Source organism: Hwangdonia seohaensis (assembly GCF_031932625.1).
Lineage (GTDB): Bacteria > Bacteroidota > Bacteroidia > Flavobacteriales > Flavobacteriaceae > Hwangdonia > Hwangdonia seohaensis.
On the sequence record NZ_JAVSCK010000005.1, the window covers coordinates 35,594 to 57,327 of the forward strand.

At 37.7% G+C, this 21,734-nt stretch carries 15 protein-coding genes; all 15 read left to right on the forward strand.

Translation table 11 applies throughout. The features are described from left to right. The first annotated feature begins 19 nt into the window (after positions 1-19). Positions 20-2,350, forward strand: a complete 2,331-nt coding sequence (locus RNZ47_RS14825) for a GH92 family glycosyl hydrolase (RefSeq protein ID WP_376717829.1) — start codon at positions 20-22, stop codon at positions 2,348-2,350. A 19-nt stretch (positions 2,351-2,369) separates the two neighbouring features. Beyond that, a complete protein-coding gene (locus tag RNZ47_RS14830; RefSeq protein WP_311942050.1) occupies positions 2,370-4,598 on the forward strand; it encodes a GH92 family glycosyl hydrolase in 2,229 nt (742 codons plus the stop codon). Between the two features lie 3 nt (positions 4,599-4,601). Continuing rightward, a complete protein-coding gene (locus RNZ47_RS14835) occupies positions 4,602-6,824 on the forward strand; it encodes a glycoside hydrolase family 20 protein (RefSeq protein WP_311942053.1) in 2,223 nt (740 codons plus the stop codon). A gap of 81 nt (positions 6,825-6,905) precedes the next feature. Next, complete coding sequence (locus RNZ47_RS14840) at positions 6,906-7,685, forward strand: endonuclease/exonuclease/phosphatase family protein (RefSeq protein WP_311942057.1); 780 nt, start codon at positions 6,906-6,908, stop codon at positions 7,683-7,685. A gap of 7 nt (positions 7,686-7,692) precedes the next feature. Further along, positions 7,693-8,877 carry a PNGase F N-terminal domain-containing protein gene (locus RNZ47_RS14845; RefSeq protein WP_311942060.1) on the forward strand — a complete coding sequence of 395 codons (1,185 nt, stop codon included), beginning with the start codon at positions 7,693-7,695 and terminating at the stop codon, positions 8,875-8,877. A gap of 167 nt (positions 8,878-9,044) precedes the next feature. Continuing rightward, positions 9,045-10,655, forward strand: a complete 1,611-nt coding sequence (locus tag RNZ47_RS14850; protein ID WP_311942063.1) for a UxaA family hydrolase — start codon at positions 9,045-9,047, stop codon at positions 10,653-10,655. 23 nt (positions 10,656-10,678) lie between these two features. After that, positions 10,679-12,025 carry an alpha-L-fucosidase gene (locus RNZ47_RS14855; RefSeq protein ID WP_311942066.1) on the forward strand — a complete coding sequence of 449 codons (1,347 nt, stop codon included), beginning with the start codon at positions 10,679-10,681 and terminating at the stop codon, positions 12,023-12,025. A 14-nt stretch (positions 12,026-12,039) separates the two neighbouring features. Next, complete coding sequence (locus RNZ47_RS14860; protein ID WP_311942069.1) at positions 12,040-12,819, forward strand: SDR family NAD(P)-dependent oxidoreductase; 780 nt, start codon at positions 12,040-12,042, stop codon at positions 12,817-12,819. After that, complete coding sequence (locus RNZ47_RS14865; RefSeq protein WP_311942072.1) at positions 12,819-14,621, forward strand: alpha-L-fucosidase; 1,803 nt, start codon at positions 12,819-12,821, stop codon at positions 14,619-14,621. The genes RNZ47_RS14860 and RNZ47_RS14865 overlap by 1 nt, the downstream gene beginning before the upstream one ends. Positions 14,622-14,624: 3 nt before the next feature. Then, positions 14,625-16,103 (forward strand): alpha-L-fucosidase, encoded by a 1,479-nt coding sequence (locus RNZ47_RS14870; RefSeq protein ID WP_311942075.1) that lies wholly within the window; start codon positions 14,625-14,627, stop codon positions 16,101-16,103. Between the two features lie 14 nt (positions 16,104-16,117). Next, positions 16,118-18,355 carry an alpha-L-fucosidase gene (locus tag RNZ47_RS14875; protein ID WP_311942079.1) on the forward strand — a complete coding sequence of 746 codons (2,238 nt, stop codon included), beginning with the start codon at positions 16,118-16,120 and terminating at the stop codon, positions 18,353-18,355. 114 nt (positions 18,356-18,469) lie between these two features. Then, positions 18,470-19,345 carry a helix-turn-helix domain-containing protein gene (locus RNZ47_RS14880; RefSeq protein ID WP_311942082.1) on the forward strand — a complete coding sequence of 292 codons (876 nt, stop codon included), beginning with the start codon at positions 18,470-18,472 and terminating at the stop codon, positions 19,343-19,345. A 268-nt stretch (positions 19,346-19,613) separates the two neighbouring features. Next, positions 19,614-20,327 (forward strand): pirin family protein, encoded by a 714-nt coding sequence (locus tag RNZ47_RS14885; protein WP_311942966.1) that lies wholly within the window; start codon positions 19,614-19,616, stop codon positions 20,325-20,327. Positions 20,328-20,465: 138 nt separating this feature from the next. Beyond that, a complete protein-coding gene (locus RNZ47_RS14890) occupies positions 20,466-20,930 on the forward strand; it encodes a DoxX family protein (protein WP_311942085.1) in 465 nt (154 codons plus the stop codon). 65 nt (positions 20,931-20,995) lie between these two features. Further along, positions 20,996-21,517: a YceI family protein gene (locus tag RNZ47_RS14895; RefSeq protein ID WP_311942088.1), complete on the forward strand. Its 522-nt coding sequence runs from the start codon at positions 20,996-20,998 to the stop codon at positions 21,515-21,517. The last annotated feature ends 217 nt before the right edge of the window (positions 21,518-21,734 follow it).

The window sequence follows — 21,734 nt, forward strand, 5'->3', positions numbered from 1 at the left end:
ACTAATAATTGAACTAAAAATGATAAGATTAAACGCTAAAATTATACTAATTTTAAGTGTGCTTTTTTTTATGGCATGCGATAAAAAAACCAATACTGTTGTAGTTAAAAGCCAACAAGCAGAAAATCTGATTGACCATGTAAATCCGCTTATGGGTACAGATTCAGAGTTTAGCTTATCCAACGGAAACACCTATCCAGCCATTGCAACCCCGTGGGGCATGAATTTTTGGACGCCGCAAACCGCCAAAATGGGCGACGGATGGGCTTACAAATACGACGACTATACCATTAGAGGCATCAAACAAACCCACCAACCAAGTCCTTGGATTAACGATTACGCAGCTTTTTCGTTAATGGCGGTAACGGGCGATTTAAAATATAAAGAAGACGAGCGCATTTCTTATTTTTCGCATAAAGCAGAAGTGGTTAAGCCCAATTATTATAGCGTCTATCTCGCAGATTATGATGTAACAGCCGAGGTTTCGCCAACCGAACGTGCGGCGCATTTCAGATTTACATTCCCAGAATCTGATTCGTCTTTTATTTTGTTGGATGCTTTTTTTAAAGGCTCGATGGTAAAGATTATCCCCGAGGAGCGTAAAATAATTGGTTATTGCCGTAACAACAGTGGCGGGGTGCCAGATAATTTCCACAACTATTTTGTAGCTGAATTTGATAAGGATTTTGAGCTAAACCACACTTGGGGCGACGATTGGAATCTCGTTAAAAACTCAATAAATAATGAAGGCGAACATGTGGGCGCCATTATAGGTTTTAAAACCAAAAAAGGCGAGCAGGTTCATGTAAAAGTAGCCTCGTCATTTATTAGTCATGAGCAAGCGGCATTAAATTTAAAGACCGAAATTGGTAACGATTCCTTCGAAAACACTAAGGAAAAAGCTAGAGCGGCTTGGGAAAAAGAGTTGCAGAGAATCGTTATTGAAGACGATAATATCGATAATATCAGAACTTTTTATTCCTGTTTATACCGTGTTTTGTTATTTCCACGGAAGTTTTACGAATACGATGCCAACGGTAATATTATGCATTATAGCCCATACAATGGCGAGGTTTTACCGGGTTACATGTTTACCGATAACGGGTTTTGGGACACTTTTAGAGCCGTATTCCCATTCTTTAATATGATGTATCCTGAGCTAAACACCCAAATTATGGAAGGTTTGGCAAACACCTATAAAGAGTCTGGTTGGCTGCCAGAATGGGCAAGCCCCGGACATCGCGATTGCATGATTGGTTCAAATTCCGCCACTATTGTTGCCGATGCCTTTTTAAAAGGAAAAATGAATAAAAAGGATGTAGATGTCTTGTTTGAAGCTGTTTTAAAAAATGCAAATGTGGGCGATGGTCGTCCGGAAAATTCTGTTGGTCGTGCCGGTTTAAGCTATTACAACACGTTGGGTTATGTGCCTTACGATGTGGGTATTCACGAAAATGCCGCACGAACATTGGAATATGCATTCGCCGATTTTACCATTGCAAAAATGGCTGAAAAATTAGGGAAACAAAATCTGGCTAAGGATTTTTACAGCAAATCCAATAACTATAAAAATTTGTTCGACCCGTCAACAAACTTGATGCGTGGCAAAAATGAAGATGGCACATTTCAAACACCATTTAATCCTTTAAAATGGGGCGATGCCTTTACCGAAGGAAACAGTTTGCACTATACTTGGTCGGTTTTTCACGATACCCAAGGCTTGATTGATTTAATGGGCGGCAAAGCAAATTTTGAAGCTAAATTAGATGAGGTTTTCGATATGCCACCAGATTTTGATGCCTCGTATTACGGATTCACCATTCACGAAATCCGCGAAATGCAAATAGCCAATATGGGCAATTATGCGCACGGTAATCAACCCATTCAGCACATGATTTACCTGTACAATTACGCCAATGCATCGTATAAAGCACAAGAAAAAGTACGGGATGTGTTAACTAAATTATACAGCGCTACCCCCGATGGGTATTGTGGTGATGAGGATAACGGGCAAACATCGGCGTGGTACGTGTACAGCGCTTTAGGCTTTTATCCGGTAACGCCCGGAATCAATCAATATGTTATAGGCAGTCCGTTGTTCAAAAAAGCGACCCTTCAATTGGAAAATGGAAATACCTTTAAAATTTCAGCCCCTAACAATTCAAAAGACAATGTTTTTATAGAAGGTGTTTTATTGAACGGAAAGCCGTGGAACAACAGTTTTGTCAATTTTGAAGATATTCAGAATGGCGGTCATTTGGAATTTGATATGAATAGTACACCAAATAAGGACTGGGCCAACAAGCCGGAAAACACGCCGTTTTCAATGAGCAAATCAGTTAAAGAATAAAAAAATATAACAGATTATTATGAATAAATACAGATGGCTATTGGTTTTTGCAATCGGATTTTTGTTAAGCAGTCAAGCACAAAACCCCGTCGAATATGTCAATCCGTTTATAGGCACGTCCAATTTTGGAGCCACAAATCCAGGTGCCATCGCACCAAGGGGAATGGCAAGTGTATCGCCTTTTAATGTGGCAGGACCGCAAAATTTACCTTTGGAAAAAGATAGCGGTTGGTTATCCAATCCGTATGTTAACGAAAATACGTTTTTAACAGGTTTTTCCCATGTGAATTTAAGTGGTGTGGGCTGCCCCGATTTGGGTGTTATTTTAACGATGCCAACCACGGGCGAGCTTAAAACCAATCATTTAAAGTATGGGAGTACGTATGATTTTGAGCTTGCAAAACCAGGTTATTACAGCGTTATGTTATCAAAATATAAGGTGAAAACCGAGGTTACGGCTACAACACGTGTTGGTGTGAGCAAGTATTCATTCCCCAAAGGGCAATCTAATATTTTAATCAATTTAGGATTGGGTTTGACCAATGAAGAAGGCGCCACGGTTAAAATTGTATCGCCCACCGAAATTGAAGGCATGCGCAATGTTGGATCATTTTGTTACTATAAACCCGAAGAATCCTATCCCGTGTATTTTGTGGCCAAATTCAGTAAACCTGCCGATGATTTTGGCGTTTGGAAAACCCCGAGAACATACGATGGTGTTGAAGCACAGTGGATGCCTTACAACGGAAAAACGCGCTTGTACAAAAACTATCGAAAAGAGGTGATTGGCGATAGCATTGGAAGCTATTTTACCTATCATTTTGAAAAGCCAACGGAAGTCGAAGTTAAAATAGGCGTGTCTTACGTTAGTATCGAGAACGCGCGGGAAAATCTTGAAAAGGAAACCCAAGATTTATCCTTTGATGAAATCTATAAAAGCACCGCTTCAAAATGGAATGATTTATTATCTAAAATAGAGGTTGAAGGCGGCACAAAAGACGATAAAACTATTTTTTACACGGCATTGTATCACACTTTAATCCATCCCAATACTTTAAACGATGTTAATGGCGAGTACCCAACCATGGCAAAACGTGAAACGGCTAAAACCGAAGGCACGCGATTTACCGTGTTTTCATTTTGGGATACTTACAGAAACCTGCATCAATTGATGTCGTTGGTCTATCCGAAGCAACAATCGGATATGGTAAAAAGCATGCTCAATATTTACGATGAAAGCGGTTGGTTGCCTAAATGGGAACTCAATGCCACCGAAACCACAACCATGGTAGGCGATCCCGCGGGCATTGTTTTGGCCGATACTTATTTGCGCGGTATTCAGGATTTTGATATTGAAAAAGCTTATGAAGCCATGCGAAAAAGTGCCACACAACTAGAAAATAACCCATTGCGCCCAGGCATTAAAGACTATATTGAAAAAGGTTATTTAACCACAAAAACCACAAAAAGCGGCTCGGTTTCTACCACGCAAGAATATAATATCAGTGATTTTGCCCTAGCGCAATTGGCGAAAACATTGGGTAAAAAGGAGGACTATAAAATGTTTTCAAAACGCTCGGTGACGTACAGAAACCTGTTTGATAAAGAATTCAATTTATTACGCCCCAAAAACGATGATGGCTCATGGCTTTCGCCATTTAACCCGAATAAAGGTGCCAATTTCGAAAAGAATTTAGGCTTTATTGAAGGCAATTCGTGGCAATATACCTTTATGGTGGCACACGATACCGAGTATTTAATGAAACTTATGGGTGGTAAAAAAAACTACGTTGCAAAATTGGATGAGGTTTTTGATAAAAACCAGTTTGATATGGCAAACGAACCCGATATTGCCTATCCGTATTTATACAATTATGCCAACGGCTACGCGTGGAAAACCCAAGAGCGCGTTTCGCAATTAATTGATGAATATTTTACCAATAAGGCCGCAGGTTTACCCGGAAATGACGACACAGGCACTATGAGTGCGTGGTTAATTTACAGCATGATGGGAATTTATCCCGTATCGCCCGCAGACCCTATGTACACCATAACTACACCGCGATTTGATAAAATAACCATTCATTTAGATACCAGATATTACAAGAATAACACATTGATAATTGAGAAAAACGGCACCGGAAAATTACAATCGTATACTATTAACGGTAAAACCAATAAGTCCTTTTTCGTGAGCCATGAAGCGCTTACCAATGCGCCAAAAATTCAGTTTAATTTAAAAGAATGATGGATGTTTAAATCGTTTAACGCATATTTATCGAAGGCTGTTCATTGCTTGTTGATTGTGTTTGTTATGTTTTCTTGCGAAGACAAAAACATCACTTTAGTCAATAATGGAGCATCCAATTATGAGATTGTTTTTTTGGGTGAAGCCACTCAAAGCGCATATCAATCTGCCGAAACTCTTCAAGAGTACATTCAAAAAATTTCAGATGTTTCCGTAGACATTGTTGACGAAAGTTCTCAAAACACGAATAAACATAAAATATATGTTGGCCATAATTCAAATGAAAATCTAAACAAACATCAAATTCAAATAAAATCCGACAAAGAAAATATTTTTATCTCAGGCGGTTCAGATGAAGCCCTTAGAAATGCGGTTTACGAATTTCTCGAACGGTTTTTAGGCTGTAAATGGTACGCGCCAAATGTTGAGGATGTTCCAAAGAAATCAACAATCAGTTTAAACAAAAATTTAAACTACACCTACACACCACAAATAACAACCCGAACAGTTCACTCCAGATTGTTTTACGAAAACGAAAAATTTGCAGCGCAACATAAAGTAACCACAAAGGCATTTCCGTATTACGTGCCATCGGCAAGAGTGCACACGTTTAATAAGTTTATTCCCGAAGAAAAATTTTATAAATCGAACCCAGAATATTTTGCGCTTCGCGGAAACAAACGCTTGCCAACGCAATTGTGTTTAACCAATGCCAAGGTGCTGGATATGGTTAAAGACTCGGTACAGAGTTTATTTAAACAATACCCTGAAGCTTCGGTGATTTCGGTAAGTGGCAATGACAATACCCAATTTTGCGAATGCGGAAATTGTAAAAAAATAGATGACGAAGAAGGCAGTCATGCCGGTACCATAATTCGTTTTGTAAACGAGGTTGCAAAGACATTTCCAGAGAAAACCATTTCAACTTTAGCCTATCAATACACCAGAAAACCTTGTAAAACAAAGCCTTTAAAAAATGTATTGATTACTTTATGTTCTATTGAATGCGACAGAAGCGCGCCAATTACCCAAAAATGCACCGATTTTGCTGATGATTTAAAAGGCTGGAGCAAACTTACCGATAACATTAGAATTTGGGATTACACCACACAATTCACCAATTTTTTAGCGCCATTTCCTAATTTTAATACGCTACAGCCCAATATTCAGTTTTTTAGAGACCATAACACCAAATGGGTTTTTGAACAGCACAGTAGCAACCCGAGCGAGTTGTTCGAATTGCGGTCGTATGTGATGGCGAAACTGCTTTGGAATCCCGATGCCAATGTCGATGATATCATCACGGAATTCACCAATGGCTATTATCACGAAGCCGGTCCTTTTGTAAAATCTTATGTCGATTTAATTCATATGGAACTCAAAAATTACCCGGATTTTTTCCTGTTTTTATATGGCGATCCGTCGCAAGCATTTGATGCCTATTTAAATCCTGATTTATTAAAGCAATACGTCACTTTTTTTAATGATGCCGAAAAAGCGGTAGCCAATATACAAGACATTTTAAAGCGAGTAAAAGTGGCACGATTGAGCATTGATTATGCGGTTTTAGAAGCGTGTAGAAAAAGTGTTTCTGAAGATTTTACCATTACCGAAACCACTAAAGCTTTGGTTGAAAATTTCATGTCTGTTTGTAACGAAGCCAATATCACCTTAATGAACGAGATGGGTTACACGGTTACAGATTACGGCAATGCCTATTTAAAATCTATTGAAGTGGCTTTGCAACCCAACATAGCTTCGGGCAAAAAAGTAACGCTTTTAACCAAGCCTAAAAAGTATGCCAATGAGGATCCGCAGGCATTAACCGATGGCGCTTTGGGCGGCAGTAATTTTTATTCCAATTGGTTGGGTTTCGAGGGCAATCATTTAGAGGCTATTATCGATTTGGATGAAAAAAAGGAAGTGAAATCGATTTCAACAGCCTTTCTGCAAGTTACCAATCATATCGTGTTTTTTCCTAAAGAAGTAACCTATTACGGTTCGGTTGATGGGAAAAACTATTCAAAATTAGGAACGGTTTTAAATCAATTTCCGCTAAACAAAAAGAGCAAAATAAACGATATTCAGTATTTTGATTTGAACATAAAACCATCTCAATGGCGGTATTTAAGAATTAAGGCAGAAAGCTTAAAACATGCTCCGTATTGGCACCATGGTGCAGGTTTGCCATCGTGGATTTTTGCAGATGAAGTTATTGTAAATTAAAAAGCGATGATTTTAAAAAAGGTAATAATAGTGATAGCGATTTGTTTTTTTCAGACAGCCATAGCGCAATCCTATAAAATAATGACGTACAATATAAAGTACGACGACCCCAATGGTGGCGAAAATAAATGGTCATTAAGAAAGGATTTTTTAAGTAATCAAATCGCGTACAATAATCCGGATGTTTTCGGAATACAAGAAGGTTTGCATCATCAAGTGCAGTTTTTAGACAGTCTTTTTGTTGATAATGCTTATATTGGAATTGGACGTGATGACGGCAAAACAAAAGGTGAGTACAGCGCCATTTTTTATAATAAAGAAAAATTCAGTATTTTAAAAGAAGGGACATTTTGGTTATCGGAAACGCCCAATAAAGTTTCGGTTGGTTGGGATGCATCCATGGAGCGCATTTGCACGTACGGCTGGTTTGAAGACAAAGCAACAAAGCAACAGTTTTTTGTGTTTAATACACATTTTGACCACATTGGAAAATTGGCAAGAGCAAAAAGTGCGGCGTTGATTCTTGAAAAAACAAAAGCTCTGAATCCCGATAATTTGCCAGTAATCGTTATGGGGGATTTTAATTTAAAACCTGAAGAAGAACCTATAAAATTGCTTTCAAAGGCTTTAAATGATTCTGAAAAAGTAAGTATATCAAAACCTTTTGGGCCAACGGGAACCTTTAATGGGTTTAAGTTTAACAAACCGGTTTCAGATAGAATCGATTATATTTTTACAAGTAAACAAAATATTAAAGTATTAAAATATGCGGTGTTAAGCGACTCAAAAGATTGTAAATATCCGTCCGATCATTTACCCGTTATCATTAATTTAAAATTTATAACCTCTCAAAATAATTAATAAAAAAATGGAATTTAAAAGTATTATAAAAGCTTGCTTTTTAGTGTTTTGCATCAGTATGTTTGCACAAGATAATAACACCGTTGTTCAGGTATTTAACAAACAACCCTTAAATTTTGGAGGTGAAAAAGGTACTGATACCGAAGCGCACATGCTGCAAAGCGGACGTATAGTTTATAAAAAAGTAACCGTACCAAATTTCCCCAACGGGACCGATGTAAGTATAAAGCTAACGGTTCGCTCCAATGGCGACCGTTGGGATAAATCGGGGTCTTGTTTTGTGGTTGCAGACCCCAAACTTATTTCAATTTTAGATGTTTCAAAAGGTGATAAAGAGTTTCCTCAAGATTCTTATAAAGCCGAAAATCACGCGGGTATCGTTTCAGGGGAAACTTACCAGCCGGTTGTGGAACTCATGCGGTTTATGACACCTTTTGGCGTTGGTTTTTATAGCGATAATAGAGTAAAATACCGCCGACCGGTGTATATCCCAAGTTGGGAAAAGGAAGTGGTTTGGGAGCATGATATTTCGCAGTTAAAAGATTTGGTTTCCAACACCTTTTACATCGGTATTTGGATAGATTCTTGGACGGCTGAAGGTTATAATTTCGACTTGCAATTATCCTATTCCAACCGAGAGAGAAAAACACTTAAAGTGTTGCCATTGGTAAATTCGATACCTTATGTAAATGGGCAGCCTATTCCGGACATTTTTGCTAAAGAACCTTTAATTCATAATTTCAATATGAATAAAAATGCAAAAAATGTAAAGTTGCATTACATCACGACAGGCCATGGCGGACATAGTGGTGGCGACGAATTCATCAAAATTAAAAACAGTGTTTATTTTGATAATGCATTAGTTTTGGATACCATTCCGTGGCGAGATGATTGCGCATCGTTTAGAAGATTCAACCCAACCGCTGGCGTATGGATTAAAAAAGATTCGGCGGCATACTACGAGTATAAAACCCAAAAACGGGCCATTAAAGTGATTGAAGAACGCATTGCATCATCCGATTTATCGCGCTCAAATTGGTGCCCTGGATCATCGGTAAAACCTATGGTTGTTCCATTGGGTGATTTAGAAAAAGGTGAACATCAGCTTAAAATAAAAATACCGGCAACACCTGTAGATGGCGACAAATTAAACCATTGGTTGGTATCTGCCTATTTAACTTATGAAGAATAATATCATTTAAAAGGTTTAAAGGCTGTTTCCTTGCAAAAAAAGTATTGGTTAAGGTGTTTTAAATGCTAGTTTGATGCATACAAGATGTTTATTTTTGTTTATGCACTAAATGTTAATACATTCTATTTATTAGCAAAACAAAGAAACGAATACTTTAATTATAAGCTTTGAAAAATAATTTAATCATATCTCCTTCAGATAATGTTGCGGTAGCCTTATCCAATATTAATAAAGGCGAAGTATTATCAATAAAAGGAAAACAAGTCAGTCTTGTTGAAGATATACCCGTAAAACATAAATTTACTTTACATGCTCTAAATAAAGGCGATGAGGTAACCATGTATGGTGTGCCCGTTGGAAAAGCCACAACTTCCATAAAAAAAGGGGCTTTAATTACCACCGAAAATTTAAAACATAGTGCGGCGCCCTATAAATTTAGAAACTTTGATTATCAATATGAAAAACCTTCGATTGATGGATTATCTGAAAAAACATTTTTAGGCTATCATAGAAATGACGGGCAAGTTGGTACGGCAAATCATTGGATATTTATACCCATGGTATTCTGCCAAAATCGAAATTTAAAGGTGTTAAAAGAAGCGTTTGAAGCAGAGTTGGGCTTTAAAAAAGAAAATCCGTACCGACTAAAATTAAGGAGTTTGGTTCACGGCGGTGACGACGCTTCTTATGAAGAAGAAAAGCTGTCGCAAAAAGTTTTTAAAAATATTGATGGCATAAAATTTTTAACCCACGAAGGCGGTTGCGGAGGCACAAAAGACGATGCACAAGCCTTAGTGAATTTATTGGCGGGTTACATTAAAAACCCAAATGTAGCAGGCGCAACGGTAATGAGTTTAGGGTGTCAGCATGCACAAATAAGCATGTTGGAAGAGGCCTTGAAAGAACGTTTTAAAACCGATAAGCCCGTGCTGTATTTTGAGCAACAACAATATGCCACCCAAAACGACATGCTTTCAAAGGCCATAAAAGACACCTATAAAGCATTGGAAGAAGTAAATAAAATTGAAAGGCAGCCAGCGCCTTTAAGCAAGTTAAGTATAGGATTGGAATGCGGCGGGTCCGATGGGTTTTCCGGCATTACAGCAAACCCGCTAATGGGCGTAGTATCGGATAAAATCAATGCTATTGGCGGAAGAAGCATTCTATCGGAATTTCCAGAATTGTGCGGCGTGGAGCAAGATTTAATCGATAGATGTCCAACCGAAGAAATAGCCAATAAGTTTATCCATATTATGGAAAGCTATAACGACCAAGCTGAAAAAGTGGGCTCGGGTTTCGATATGAATCCGTCTCCGGGCAATGTTCGAGATGGTTTAATTACCGATGCCATAAAATCTGCTGGGGCAGCCACAAAGGGCGGACGAAGCCCAATTGCAGATGTAATTGATTATGGCGAATATGCTACAAAACAAGGTTTGAATTTATTGTGTACGCCAGGAAACGATGTAGAATCTACAACAGGTTTAGCAGGTTTTGGCGCCAATATTATTTTGTTTTCTACAGGCTTGGGCACACCAACGGGCAATGCCATTTGTCCGGTTATCAAAATTTCATCCAATTCGATGTTGCCTGCAAAAATGAAAGATATTATAGATTTTGATGCGGGCCGGTTAATTTCTGAACAAGCCAGTCAAGAAGAGCTTTCAGAAGAACTCATCGATTTAATTATTGAAGTGGCTAGCGGAAGACATCTAACTTGCGCCACAAAATTAGGTCAAGATGATTTTATTCCGTGGAAAAGAGGTGTATCGCTATAAATCCTTATAAAACCTAGGTTCAAATGAAGAATACGTTAAAATTATTTGTTTGTGTCATATTACTGTTCTGTGTTCATTTCATGTTTTCCCAAGACCATTATGTGCCTTCAAAAGAAAATTTGGAAGCCAGAAAAGCATTTCAAGACGATAAGTTTGGGATGTTTATTCATTGGGGCGTTTACAGTATTTTAGGCGATGCCGAATGGGTCATGCACTACCAAAATATACCGGTAAGCCGTTACGAATTATTGCCCACGTTTTTCAATCCTCAGGATTTTAGCGCCGAAGCCATCGTACAGCTCGCCAAAGATGCAGGTATGAAATACATTACCATTACCACAAAACACCACGATGGTTTTGCGATGTACGATTCCAAAATATCCGATTATAATATTGTAAAGGCAACGCCTTATGGTAAAGATATTTTTAGGGCACTTGAGCAAGAGTGTAAAAAACAGGGCGTAAAATTATACGCCTATTATTCGCAACTCGATTGGCATCATCCAGATTATTACCCAAGAGGATGGACGGGCAGAAACGTTGACCGACCAGAGTCTGGAAATTGGGATAATTACTTAAAATATCAGAACGCACAAATTAAAGAACTTGCCGAAAACTATGATATTGCAGGGTTTTGGTTTGATGGGTGGTGGGATCAAGCGCCGGATAAAAAAGACTGGCATAAAGCCGTAAAATATAGGATAGAAGGCACAGAGTGGAAGTTGGAGGAGACTTATAAGATGATTCACGATGTAAATTCGGCTTTGCTAATTGGTAATAACCATCACGAATTGCCATTTCCCGGAGAAGATTTTCAAATGTTCGAAAAAGATTTGCCGGGAAAAAACACCACAGGTTTTGGTGGTGCGGAAATAGGAAAACTACCTTTAGAAACCTGTGAAACCATTAACCATTCTTGGGGTTTCAGCTTGCAAGATGGAAAACATAAATCTGTAGAAGATTTAATTAAATATGTGGTTAAAGCGGCAGGGAACAATGCTAATTTTTTATTGAATGTTGGCCCGATGCCTAACGGGAAAATTCAAGAAGAACACATAGAACGGTTACGGGCCGTTGGTACTTGGTTAAAAGAAAACGGCGAAACCATTTACGGTACTCGTGGTGGTATTATTGCATCTACCGAAAATTATGTGTCCACACAAAAAGGCAAAACACTCTATTTACATGTTTTAGATAATGACGTTGATACGATTAAAATCGATAATTTTAAAGCACGGATTAAAAAAGTCGTATTATTTAAAGACAAAAGCAAAATAAAATATGTATTAAAACAAGAACAATTAACAATTCATCTTCCTGAAAACAATAAGGAAGCTGTTGATACCATTATAGAAATTACATTAAAATAAAAAGGAAATAAATAATGTCAAAGTTTAGTTTAAAAGGAAAATCGGCTATAATAACCGGTGGCGCAAGTGGTATTGGTAAAGCTATTTCCACAACATTTGCACAACAGGGTGCACATATCCATATTTTGGAATTTAATAAAGAAAGTGGCGAGCAAACGATTGAAGAAATTAAAAATGCCGGCGGGAAAGCAAATTTTTACGCATGCGATGTTTCCAATCACAAGCAAGTGCAGGAAATTATTGGTGCTATTGCCAAAAATAATAATATCGATATATTGGTCAATAACGCAGGCATTGCCCATGTTGGAAATGTTGAACAGACCGAAGAATCAGATTTAGACCGTGTTTACAGCGTTAACGTAAAAGGCGTTTACAACTGCATTTATGCCACCATCCCAAAAATGAAAGCCCAAGGCGGTGGCGTAATTATCAATATGGCATCCATTGCATCGTCGGTTGGAATTTCCGATCGCTTTGCGTATTCCATGTCTAAAGGAGCCGCCTTAACCATGACGTATTCAGTTGCCAAAGATTATGTAAACGATAACATTCGCTGTAATTGTATTTCGCCTGCACGGGTACATACGCCTTTTGTTGATGGTTTTATTAAAACGAATTATCCGGGAAAAGAAGCCGAAATGTTTGACGCATTATCTAAAACCCAGCCTATTGGCAGAATGGGAAAACCTGAAGAAATCGCAAATTTAGCCTTATATTTATGTTCAAACGAAGCCTCGTTTATTACAGGAACAGATTTTCCTATAGATGGTGGTTTTATAAAATTAAATGGGTAATGATTAAAAATAGAATGTTATTGGTTTGTGCTTGTTTTTTATTGACAGCATCAACTTTTGCACAACAGAAAACAGAAGCAGAGTATATTAAGAATATTACCGAACGTCCATATCCACAATGGTTTAAAGATGCCAAATTGGGTATATTTATTCACTGGGGACTTTACTCGGTACCATCTTACGGAAGCAAGGAATCGTATGCCGAATGGTTTTTACGCGGTATGCAAACCGAAAGTCCCGAGCGTATGGAATTTGTAAAAAACACCTACGGCGAGCATTTTACATACAAAGATTTTGCGCCATTGTTTAAAGCGGAATTATTTAATCCGGACGAATGGGCAACATTATTTAAAAACGCCGGAGCAAAGTATGTCATGTTTGTTTCAAAGCATCACGATGGTTATGCACTTTGGCCAAGTAAGTACAACAGAAACTGGAACAGTGTCGATGTGGGACCAAAACGCGATTTGGTTGGTGACTTAACAAAATCTGTTAGAGAGGCCGGACTTAAAATGGGGCTGTATTATTCGCTTGCGGAATGGAACCACCCCTTGCACCGTTGGTACACCGACCCGCACGATAGCATTGGTCGATATGTTGAAGAATATATGATTCCGCAGTTTAAAGAATTGGTTTCCACATATAAACCATCTATACTTTTTGCCGATGGCGAATGGTACAATACGGCAAAACAATGGCACTCGGCAGAATTGATAGATTGGTATTACAATTTAGTGGGCGACGAGGCCATCGTAAACAACCGCTGGGGCCACGGCTTGGATGTGGGTTATTTAACACCAGAATACAGTTCGGGCATAAAAGTAACCGATAGACCTTGGGCAGAAGTGCGTGGTTTGGGGCGCTCTTTCGGGTTGAATAGAAATGAAAAATTAGAGGCTTATGGCACCTCGCAAGACCTCATTCATCGCTTTGTGCAAACGGTTGCCAATGGTGGCGGCATGATTTTAAACGTGGGACCAAAAGCCGATGGCCAAATTCCGCTTATTCAGCAAGAACGTTTAATTCAATTGGGCAACTGGTTAAAAATTAATGGCGATGCCATTTATGGCGCAGAACCTTTTTCTATAAAAGAAGAAGAAAAAGAAATCACGATTGACCGAATTGATGATCAAATAGATTTTAATTGGGTTAGAAATTCACCAATGAAAGGCATCAAAGAAGATGATTTTACAGTAGAATGGAACGGTTACATTGAAGCGCCAAAAACCGATATTTATACTTTTGAAGTTAAAGCCGATGATGAAGCAGCAGTTTTTATAAACAACACATTGGTTATCAATCAAAACTATACGGCAAAAGGATCGCAATCCGAAGTTATGGGCGCCAATACCAGCGTGTCATCAACCGGACAAATAAAATTAAAAGCGGGCGAATTGTACCCTATTCAAATAAAATACAGAGAGAAAAAGCAAAATGCTTCAATCTCTTTATTCTGGAATACAAAAAACGAAGCGAAGCAATTGGTTCCAACTTCAGCGTTGTTTTTAGATAAAGAAAAATTGGCACATGGCATAACTGGCAGTTATTCATCATTAAAAACCTACCTGTGTTACACGCAAAACCACGGTAAAATTTATGCCATTAGTTTTGAATGGCCAGAAAACGAACTGATTTTAAGTATTCTGAATCCGGGTGACAAGGCTACGGTTAAATTGTTAGGCTTAGACAAAAACCTAACTTGGAAATATAGCAACGGAAAGATGCATATTGATACAAAATCGATAAAGTATTCAGAAATGCCATCGCATGATGCATGGACTTTTGCGATTGATAAAAATTAAAATATGAATAACTTGAAGGTAAAAATATTTGTAGTATCTCTTCTCATTTTTAATGGCTTGCTAACGGCACAAACCACTTATCAACCAACTTGGGAATCATTGGATGCACGCCCCATTCCAGATTGGTTTCAAGATGCCAAGTTTGGAATTTTTATTCATTGGGGACCATATTCGGTGCCTGCGTGGTCGCCAAAAGGGACTTACTCCGAATGGTATCAATATTGGTTACAGAGCAAATCGCTTTTTGGCAATGGAAAATTTAAGGGTGATGAGGTAGTTCAGTTTCATAAGAAAACTTACGGTAAAGATTTTCCTTATTACAATTTCGGGGAAATGTTTAAAGCAGATTTATTCGAACCTGATGAATGGGTGCAACTTTTCGAGAAAGCGGGCGCAAAATATATTGTATTAACGTCTAAACACCATGATGGTTATACCTTATGGCCCAATAAAGAAGCCAACGACAGAGGTTTTGCTTGGAATAGTATGGAAGTAGGCTCTAAACGCGATTTGGTGGGTGAGTTAACCACGGCTGTTAAGAAAACCAATATTAAAATGGGCTTATATTATTCGCTTTACGAATGGTATCATCCATTGTGGCAAAGTGATAAAAAGCGTTTTGTAGACGAACATTTTTTACCTCAAATAAAAGACTTGGTTACCAAATATTCACCAGATATTTTATGGGCTGATGGCGAATGGGATATGGAGGCTGAAAAATGGAAATCGAAAGAATTTTTAGCTTGGTTATTCAACGAGTCGGCTGCCAAAGATCATATTGTAATAAACGACAGATGGGGAAAAGGCGTTAGAAAGCACCACGGCGGTTATTTTACAACCGAATACGAAACTGAAGCCCCGGAATTCAAACGTCCGTGGGAAGAATGTCGTGGTATGGGGTTTTCATTTGGATACAATCAAAATGAGGATGCACAAGACTATAATTCGCCCAAAGCGTTGGTACTGACCTTGGTTAATATTGTAAGTACGGGCGGCAATTTATTGTTGGACATTGGTCCAGACGCACGTGGCAATATTCCGGTAATTATGCAAGAACGGCTATTGCAAATTGGCGGTTGGTTAAACACAAATGGAGAAGCCATTTATGGTACAAGATTATGGAACAACTCCTTTCAATGGTCTTTAATGGGCGAGAAAAACTATAAACCAAAACAGCATTATTTAGGGGGCGATGTGATATTAAAACAAACCATAGACCCAGAACCGGACTTTGCCGTTAAAGAGTTGTTTTTTACACAAAACAACGAGGCTTATTTCACCATAATACCACAATGGAAACCCGAAATAACCATAAGGGATTTCAAAGCTTCAAATGATGCAAAAATCACATTGTTGGCAACACAACAAAATTTAAAAGGTAAGCAGGTAGGTAACGATTTTGTAATTACCTTGCCTGAATACAAGCCCAATTTGTTCAAAACAACCGACGAATATGCGTATGTTATTAAAATCACTAAATAGTTTATAAAATAAATATGAAAACCATTTTATCGTATTTCACCTTAGCTTTGTTAATTGTTTCATGCTCTAACAGCAATGGCAATGGGCTATTAATGCCAACCAGTTCAACTATTAAAATAGATGCTGATGATACCAAAGATTCCATCATTGTTAAAGCCGCTCATGTGGTGCCCACAAAAAACCAGTACGAGGCGCTAAAAAACGAGTTTATTGCTTTTATTCATTTTGGTCCCAACACGTTTACCCGAATGGAATGGGGCAGTGGTTTTGAAGACCCTAAAATTTTCGACCTTAAAAATTTGGATACCGACCAATGGTGCAAAGCCATGAAAGCCGCCAATATGGAAATGGTGATTCTTACCGTTAAGCATCACGATGGGTTTGTGCTTTGGCAAAGCCGTTACACCGAACACGGTATTATGTCCACTGGTTTTCAAGATGGAAAAGGCGATATATTAAAGGAATTATCGGCTTCTTGCGAAAAATACGGATTGAAATTAGGCGTGTATTTATCGCCAGCAGATTTATTTCAAATTGAAAATAAAGATGGTTTGTACGGTAATTTAAGTACATATTCAGACCGTGTTATTCCGAGACGCGTTGACGGCAGACCGTTTAAAAACAAAACTACTTTTACGTTTAATGTTGATGATTATAACGAGTATTTTTTAAATCAATTATTCGAATTGTTGACCGAATACGGTCCCATTCACGAAGTGTGGTTTGATGGCGCACACCCCAAACGCAAAGGCGGACAAAAATATAATTATTTAGCTTGGAAAGAATTGATTTCGGCATTGGCACCTGAGGCCGTGGTATTTGGCAAACAGGACATACGTTGGTGTGGTAACGAAGCGGGAGCCACTAGGGATACCGAATGGAATGTAATTCCGTATCAAAGCAATCCGCTTGAAATGAATAGTTTTGCGGATATCACTGGCGAAGATATTGGAAGCAGGGAAAAATTGTACGACGCTAAATATTTGCACTACCAACAGGCAGAAACCAATACTTCCATTCGCGAAGGCTGGTTTTACAGAGATGATACTTCGCAAAAAGTGCGTAGCGTTGATGATGTTTTTGATATGTACGAACGTTCAGTTGGAGGCAATACAACATTCTTGTTGAACATTCCACCAAATAGAGAGGGCAAGTTTTCGCCGGAAGATGTTCGTGTTTTAAATGAAGTTGGGCAACGCATAAACGAAACTTACTCGACTAATTTATTTGCTGATGCTTCAGGGCTTAAAAATGTTTTAGATGATGATGTTAATACTTTTGAATTGTTAAATTCTGATATAAAAGAAATCATTATTGAAACCAAAAAGCCTGTAACGATTAATAGGCTTGTTATTCAGGAAGCCATTGCAACACATAGCGAACGTGTTGAAGAGCATGCGGTTGATGCATGGATTGATAACACGTGGAAAGAGCTGGTTTCAGCAACCAATATTGGGTACAAACGCATTTTGCGTTTCCCGGAAACCACATCGAATAAATTTAGAATTCGTGTTTTGGAATCGCGTTTAAATCCAGCCATTTCAAATATTACAGCATACTATTACAAAACGCGTCCGCCGCAATTGAGCATCACACGAACTATCGACGGCCAAGTTTCAATACAGCCTAAAAAACACGATTTTGGTTGGAAACCTCATGGCGAAGACAGTGCTGGAAATTTAAATACAGAACTAGAAATTAGGTATACCACCGATGGTAGCGAACCAACAAAAGACTCAAAGTTATTTAACGGATCTTTCTTGGCAACCTCCGGTGACATTAAAGCAGTGGCATTTTCAAAAGATCAAAAAGGAAGTGTGGTATCTAAAAAATTAGGAATTCTTAAAAGTGATTGGAAAATTATAAAAGTAGATAGTTGGTCTTCTGACCATAAAAGCGAATTGGCTATTGACGAAAATCCAAATACGTATTGGAGGTCTGGCGAAAAAGGAAGTCCTCATTTTTTAGAGTTGGATTTAGGACAAGCTTATACTTTAAAAGCTTTTGCTTACACACCTCAAAAGGAAAATGGAAATGGCATGATTGAAAAAGGCGTTATCAAGGTGAGTAATGATGGTAAAACTTGGAAAGCTTTTGAAAGTTTTGAATTCGGAAATTTAATCAACGATCCCGTAATGCGTACGCACCAATTTCAATCCGCAATAACCACACGATACATAAGAATTGAATCACAAGTAATTGCAGGTGGCAAAAAAACAGCGGCCATTGCAGAATTGGATTTTTTCGAATAATCAATAATGTTTAAGCCGGTGCTATTTGTTATATTATTGGGCAAATACAAAGGCACCGGAAAACGAAATTAAAAAAGCGTATCATGTAATTTTATAAGTGAAGAATAGTTAAAAATGAGCACTGTCAAAACATATCAAAAAGTAAATGTCGAACAGGAGAGCCTGAGTTTTGGAATCTCTAAAATGGAAGATATTTATACAAAACGACATGGAAAAGTTGACGAACCGCACCGACACAATTACTATACGGTTTTAATTATCAATAAAGCAAGGGGGCAACACAAAATAGATTTTAACACCTATGAGTTATCGGATAAACAAATTTTTTTTGTGGCTCCTGGGCAAGTACACCAAGTATTGGAAAACGAAAAATCTTTTGGGTTCTCCATGGTTTTTTCCAATCAGTTTTTGGTTGAAAATTCTATCCGTTTATCGTTTATTGATAGTTTAAACCTTTTTCAGAATTATGGACAAAGTCCGCCATTAATCCCAAATGCAGCCCAATTTAAAACTATAGGGGATTTTGCAAATCAGATATACAATCTCTTCAACAGTGATGTTAACATGAAGCTTCTATCCATCGGGGCGTTTTTAAAGCTGTTGCTTATTGAGTGTAATAATGTGTGTTCCATAAATCCCATCGAATCCGATGTTGATACTACTGGAGACAACCTGATTAGAGCGTTTAAAAAAGGTGTTGAAAGTCATTATAAAAAAGAGCATTCTACGACGTTTTATGCCAATGCGCTTCATATTAGCCCAGACCATTTAAACCGAACGGTTAAAGCCAGAATAGGTAAAACCGCAAAAGACTACATTCAAGCTAGAATAGTAACCGAAGCGAAAAGGTTACTGTATTTTTCCGATTTATCGAACAAAGAAATTGCCTATGAATTGGGCTTTAACGAACCTGCTAATTTTAGTGCTTTTTTTAAAAAACACACCCAATTATCGCCTTCAAGCTTCAAACAAAACGAGATTAAATCCTAGTTTGAAGTTAAATATCGGATTTTCATAAGCTTAGTCCCTTTTTTCATATTCCACAGGGTACTAATCGGTTATATATTTGCACCATACTTTTAAAGCAAACCATATGAATCGTAAAAAATTTATAAAAAACGCATTATTAACAGGTGTTGTTGGTACCGTTGCGCCGCAAATATTTAAAGCGGAAAACAGCAAACCAAAAACATCGACTTACGATACATTGATGCAACAAGTAGGATTTAATCATTTACCTAATAAAAACATAAAAACTATGAATACAGTAATTCACAAAGCAGCAACAAGAGGCGTAGCAAATCACGGTTGGTTAAACTCACACCATACTTTTAGTTTCGCTAATTATCACAACCCAGACCGAATGAACTTTGGAGTTCTTCGCGTTTTGAATGACGATATCGTACAGGCAGGAATGGGATTCGGAACACATCCGCACCAAAATATGGAAATCATTTCAATTCCTTTGGAAGGCGATTTAGAGCATAAGGACAGTATGGGAAATGTGGCCGTTATTAAAGAAGGTGATGTGCAGGTTTTAAGCGCAGGAACTGGTATTACGCATTCCGAATACAACAAAAATAAAGATAAAGAAGTGAAGTTTCTTCAGATTTGGGTGTTTCCAAAAGAGAAGGATTTAACACCGCGTTACGATCAGATTTCAATACGGGAAATTTCAGAAGAAAATAAATTCTACCAAGTACTGTCGCCCAATAAAGATGATCAAGGCGTATGGATAAATCAAGATGCTTGGTTTCATATAGGGAAATTTGAAAAAGGAAATTCAGACGAATATAAAATTAAAAAAGAAGGCAACGGAGTGTATGCTTTTATCCTTGAAGGCGAAGTGGAAATTGATGGCGAAAAACTATCTAAAAGAGATGGTATGGGTATTTGGGACACAAACAGTATTACCGTTAAAGCTACCGAAAATGCACGTGTGCTTTTAATGGAAGTGCCAATGTCTGTGTAATAACATGCATTTATTTCACAGATAATCAAATATCAAAAAAACGTAAAAACAAAAATGTCTATAAAAGGAGATTGCAATAACCCTGCAATGGACATTAAACAAACATTTTAAAACAAGTATAAATAAACAATTAAATCAATGAATCAAATAACAAAAAACATTTTCAATCCAGGCACTTATACAAACAACATAAACTTAGTGCTTTTAATACTCCGTTTGGTAGCAGGTATTTTTATGCTAACGCACGGTATTGGCAAATTAGAAAGATTGTTTGGCGATGGTCCCATTCAGTTTGCAGATCCGCTTGGAGTAGGGGCAACAGCTTCTTTAGCGCTAACCGTATTTTCTGAAGTGTTTTGCTCCATCCTAATAATTATAGGATTGGGCACGCGATTGGCAGCGATTCCACTATTCATTACCATGTTGGTAGCTGCACTTATTGTGCACAGCACCGATGGATTTGGTAGGCAGGAACTGCCACTAATGTATGCTGCCATTTATACCACAATTGCGGTTTTGGGTGCAGGAAAATATTCTTTGGATTATTTAATAGCAGGGCGCAGAAAGCATAAAGACGTAAGTAATAATGCAAACCTACTTTAAACAGAATTTTCAATGTATCTTTAAGAAGATAAAACAATAATTATTAACAATTAAAACATATAAAAATGAGTAACAACACAAATTGGTCAATCGACAACGCACATTCAGAAATTGCTTTTAAGGTAAAGCATATGATGATTTCAACGGTAACAGGTCATTTCGAAGATTTTCAGGCAACTGCAAAAACAGATGGTGATAATTTTGTAAATGCTGATTTTCAATTTAGCGCAGAAACGGCGTCTATAAATACCAAGAACAAGGATAGAGATACCCATTTAAAATCCGATGATTTTTTCAATGCCGAAAAATATCCTGAACTTAAATTTGTTTCAAAATCATTTGATGGCGAAAAATTAATTGGTGATTTAACCATAAGAGATGTCACCAAAGAAGTTGTGTTAGATGCCGATTTTAACGGAATAGCGGTAGACCCTTATGGACAAACAAAGGCAGGTTTTGAAATTTCCGGACAACTTAACAGAAAAGATTTTAATTTAACTTGGAGTGCCGTAACAGAAGCCGGAAGCATTGTAGTTTCAGACAAGGTGAAATTGGTGGTTGATGTGCAATTCATTAAGCAATCTTAAGTTGAAAACATACCGTTAATTGGTAATTGTTCAGATAAAAAATCTAAAATAAAAATACCAATTTTAAACGTAGCATTAAAAGGTTTGGGTACACACTCAAACCTTTTTTGTTATTAGCTTTTTTTATTAATTTTTCATCTTGTTTGGCAACGTTTTTGATTAGCCTATTGTGGTCATTCCGGGGCCAAATAAAACAATAAAACACACACTATTTATA

Coding starts and splice junctions, on each gene's coding strand:
- RNZ47_RS14825 (WP_376717829.1), top strand. CDS start 20: ATGATAAGATTAAACGCTAAAATTATACTAATTTTAAGTGTGCTTTTT.
- RNZ47_RS14830 (WP_311942050.1), top strand. CDS start 2,370: ATGAATAAATACAGATGGCTATTGGTTTTTGCAATCGGATTTTTGTTA.
- RNZ47_RS14835 (WP_311942053.1), top strand. CDS start 4,602: ATGTTTAAATCGTTTAACGCATATTTATCGAAGGCTGTTCATTGCTTG.
- RNZ47_RS14840 (WP_311942057.1), top strand. CDS start 6,906: ATGACGTACAATATAAAGTACGACGACCCCAATGGTGGCGAAAATAAA.
- RNZ47_RS14845 (WP_311942060.1), top strand. CDS start 7,693: ATGGAATTTAAAAGTATTATAAAAGCTTGCTTTTTAGTGTTTTGCATC.
- RNZ47_RS14855 (WP_311942066.1), top strand. CDS start 10,679: ATGAAGAATACGTTAAAATTATTTGTTTGTGTCATATTACTGTTCTGT.
- RNZ47_RS14860 (WP_311942069.1), top strand. CDS start 12,040: ATGTCAAAGTTTAGTTTAAAAGGAAAATCGGCTATAATAACCGGTGGC.
- RNZ47_RS14865 (WP_311942072.1), top strand. CDS start 12,819: ATGATTAAAAATAGAATGTTATTGGTTTGTGCTTGTTTTTTATTGACA.
- RNZ47_RS14870 (WP_311942075.1), top strand. CDS start 14,625: ATGAATAACTTGAAGGTAAAAATATTTGTAGTATCTCTTCTCATTTTT.
- RNZ47_RS14875 (WP_311942079.1), top strand. CDS start 16,118: ATGAAAACCATTTTATCGTATTTCACCTTAGCTTTGTTAATTGTTTCA.
- RNZ47_RS14880 (WP_311942082.1), top strand. CDS start 18,470: ATGAGCACTGTCAAAACATATCAAAAAGTAAATGTCGAACAGGAGAGC.
- RNZ47_RS14885 (WP_311942966.1), top strand. CDS start 19,614: ATGAATACAGTAATTCACAAAGCAGCAACAAGAGGCGTAGCAAATCAC.
- RNZ47_RS14890 (WP_311942085.1), top strand. CDS start 20,466: ATGAATCAAATAACAAAAAACATTTTCAATCCAGGCACTTATACAAAC.
- RNZ47_RS14895 (WP_311942088.1), top strand. CDS start 20,996: ATGAGTAACAACACAAATTGGTCAATCGACAACGCACATTCAGAAATT.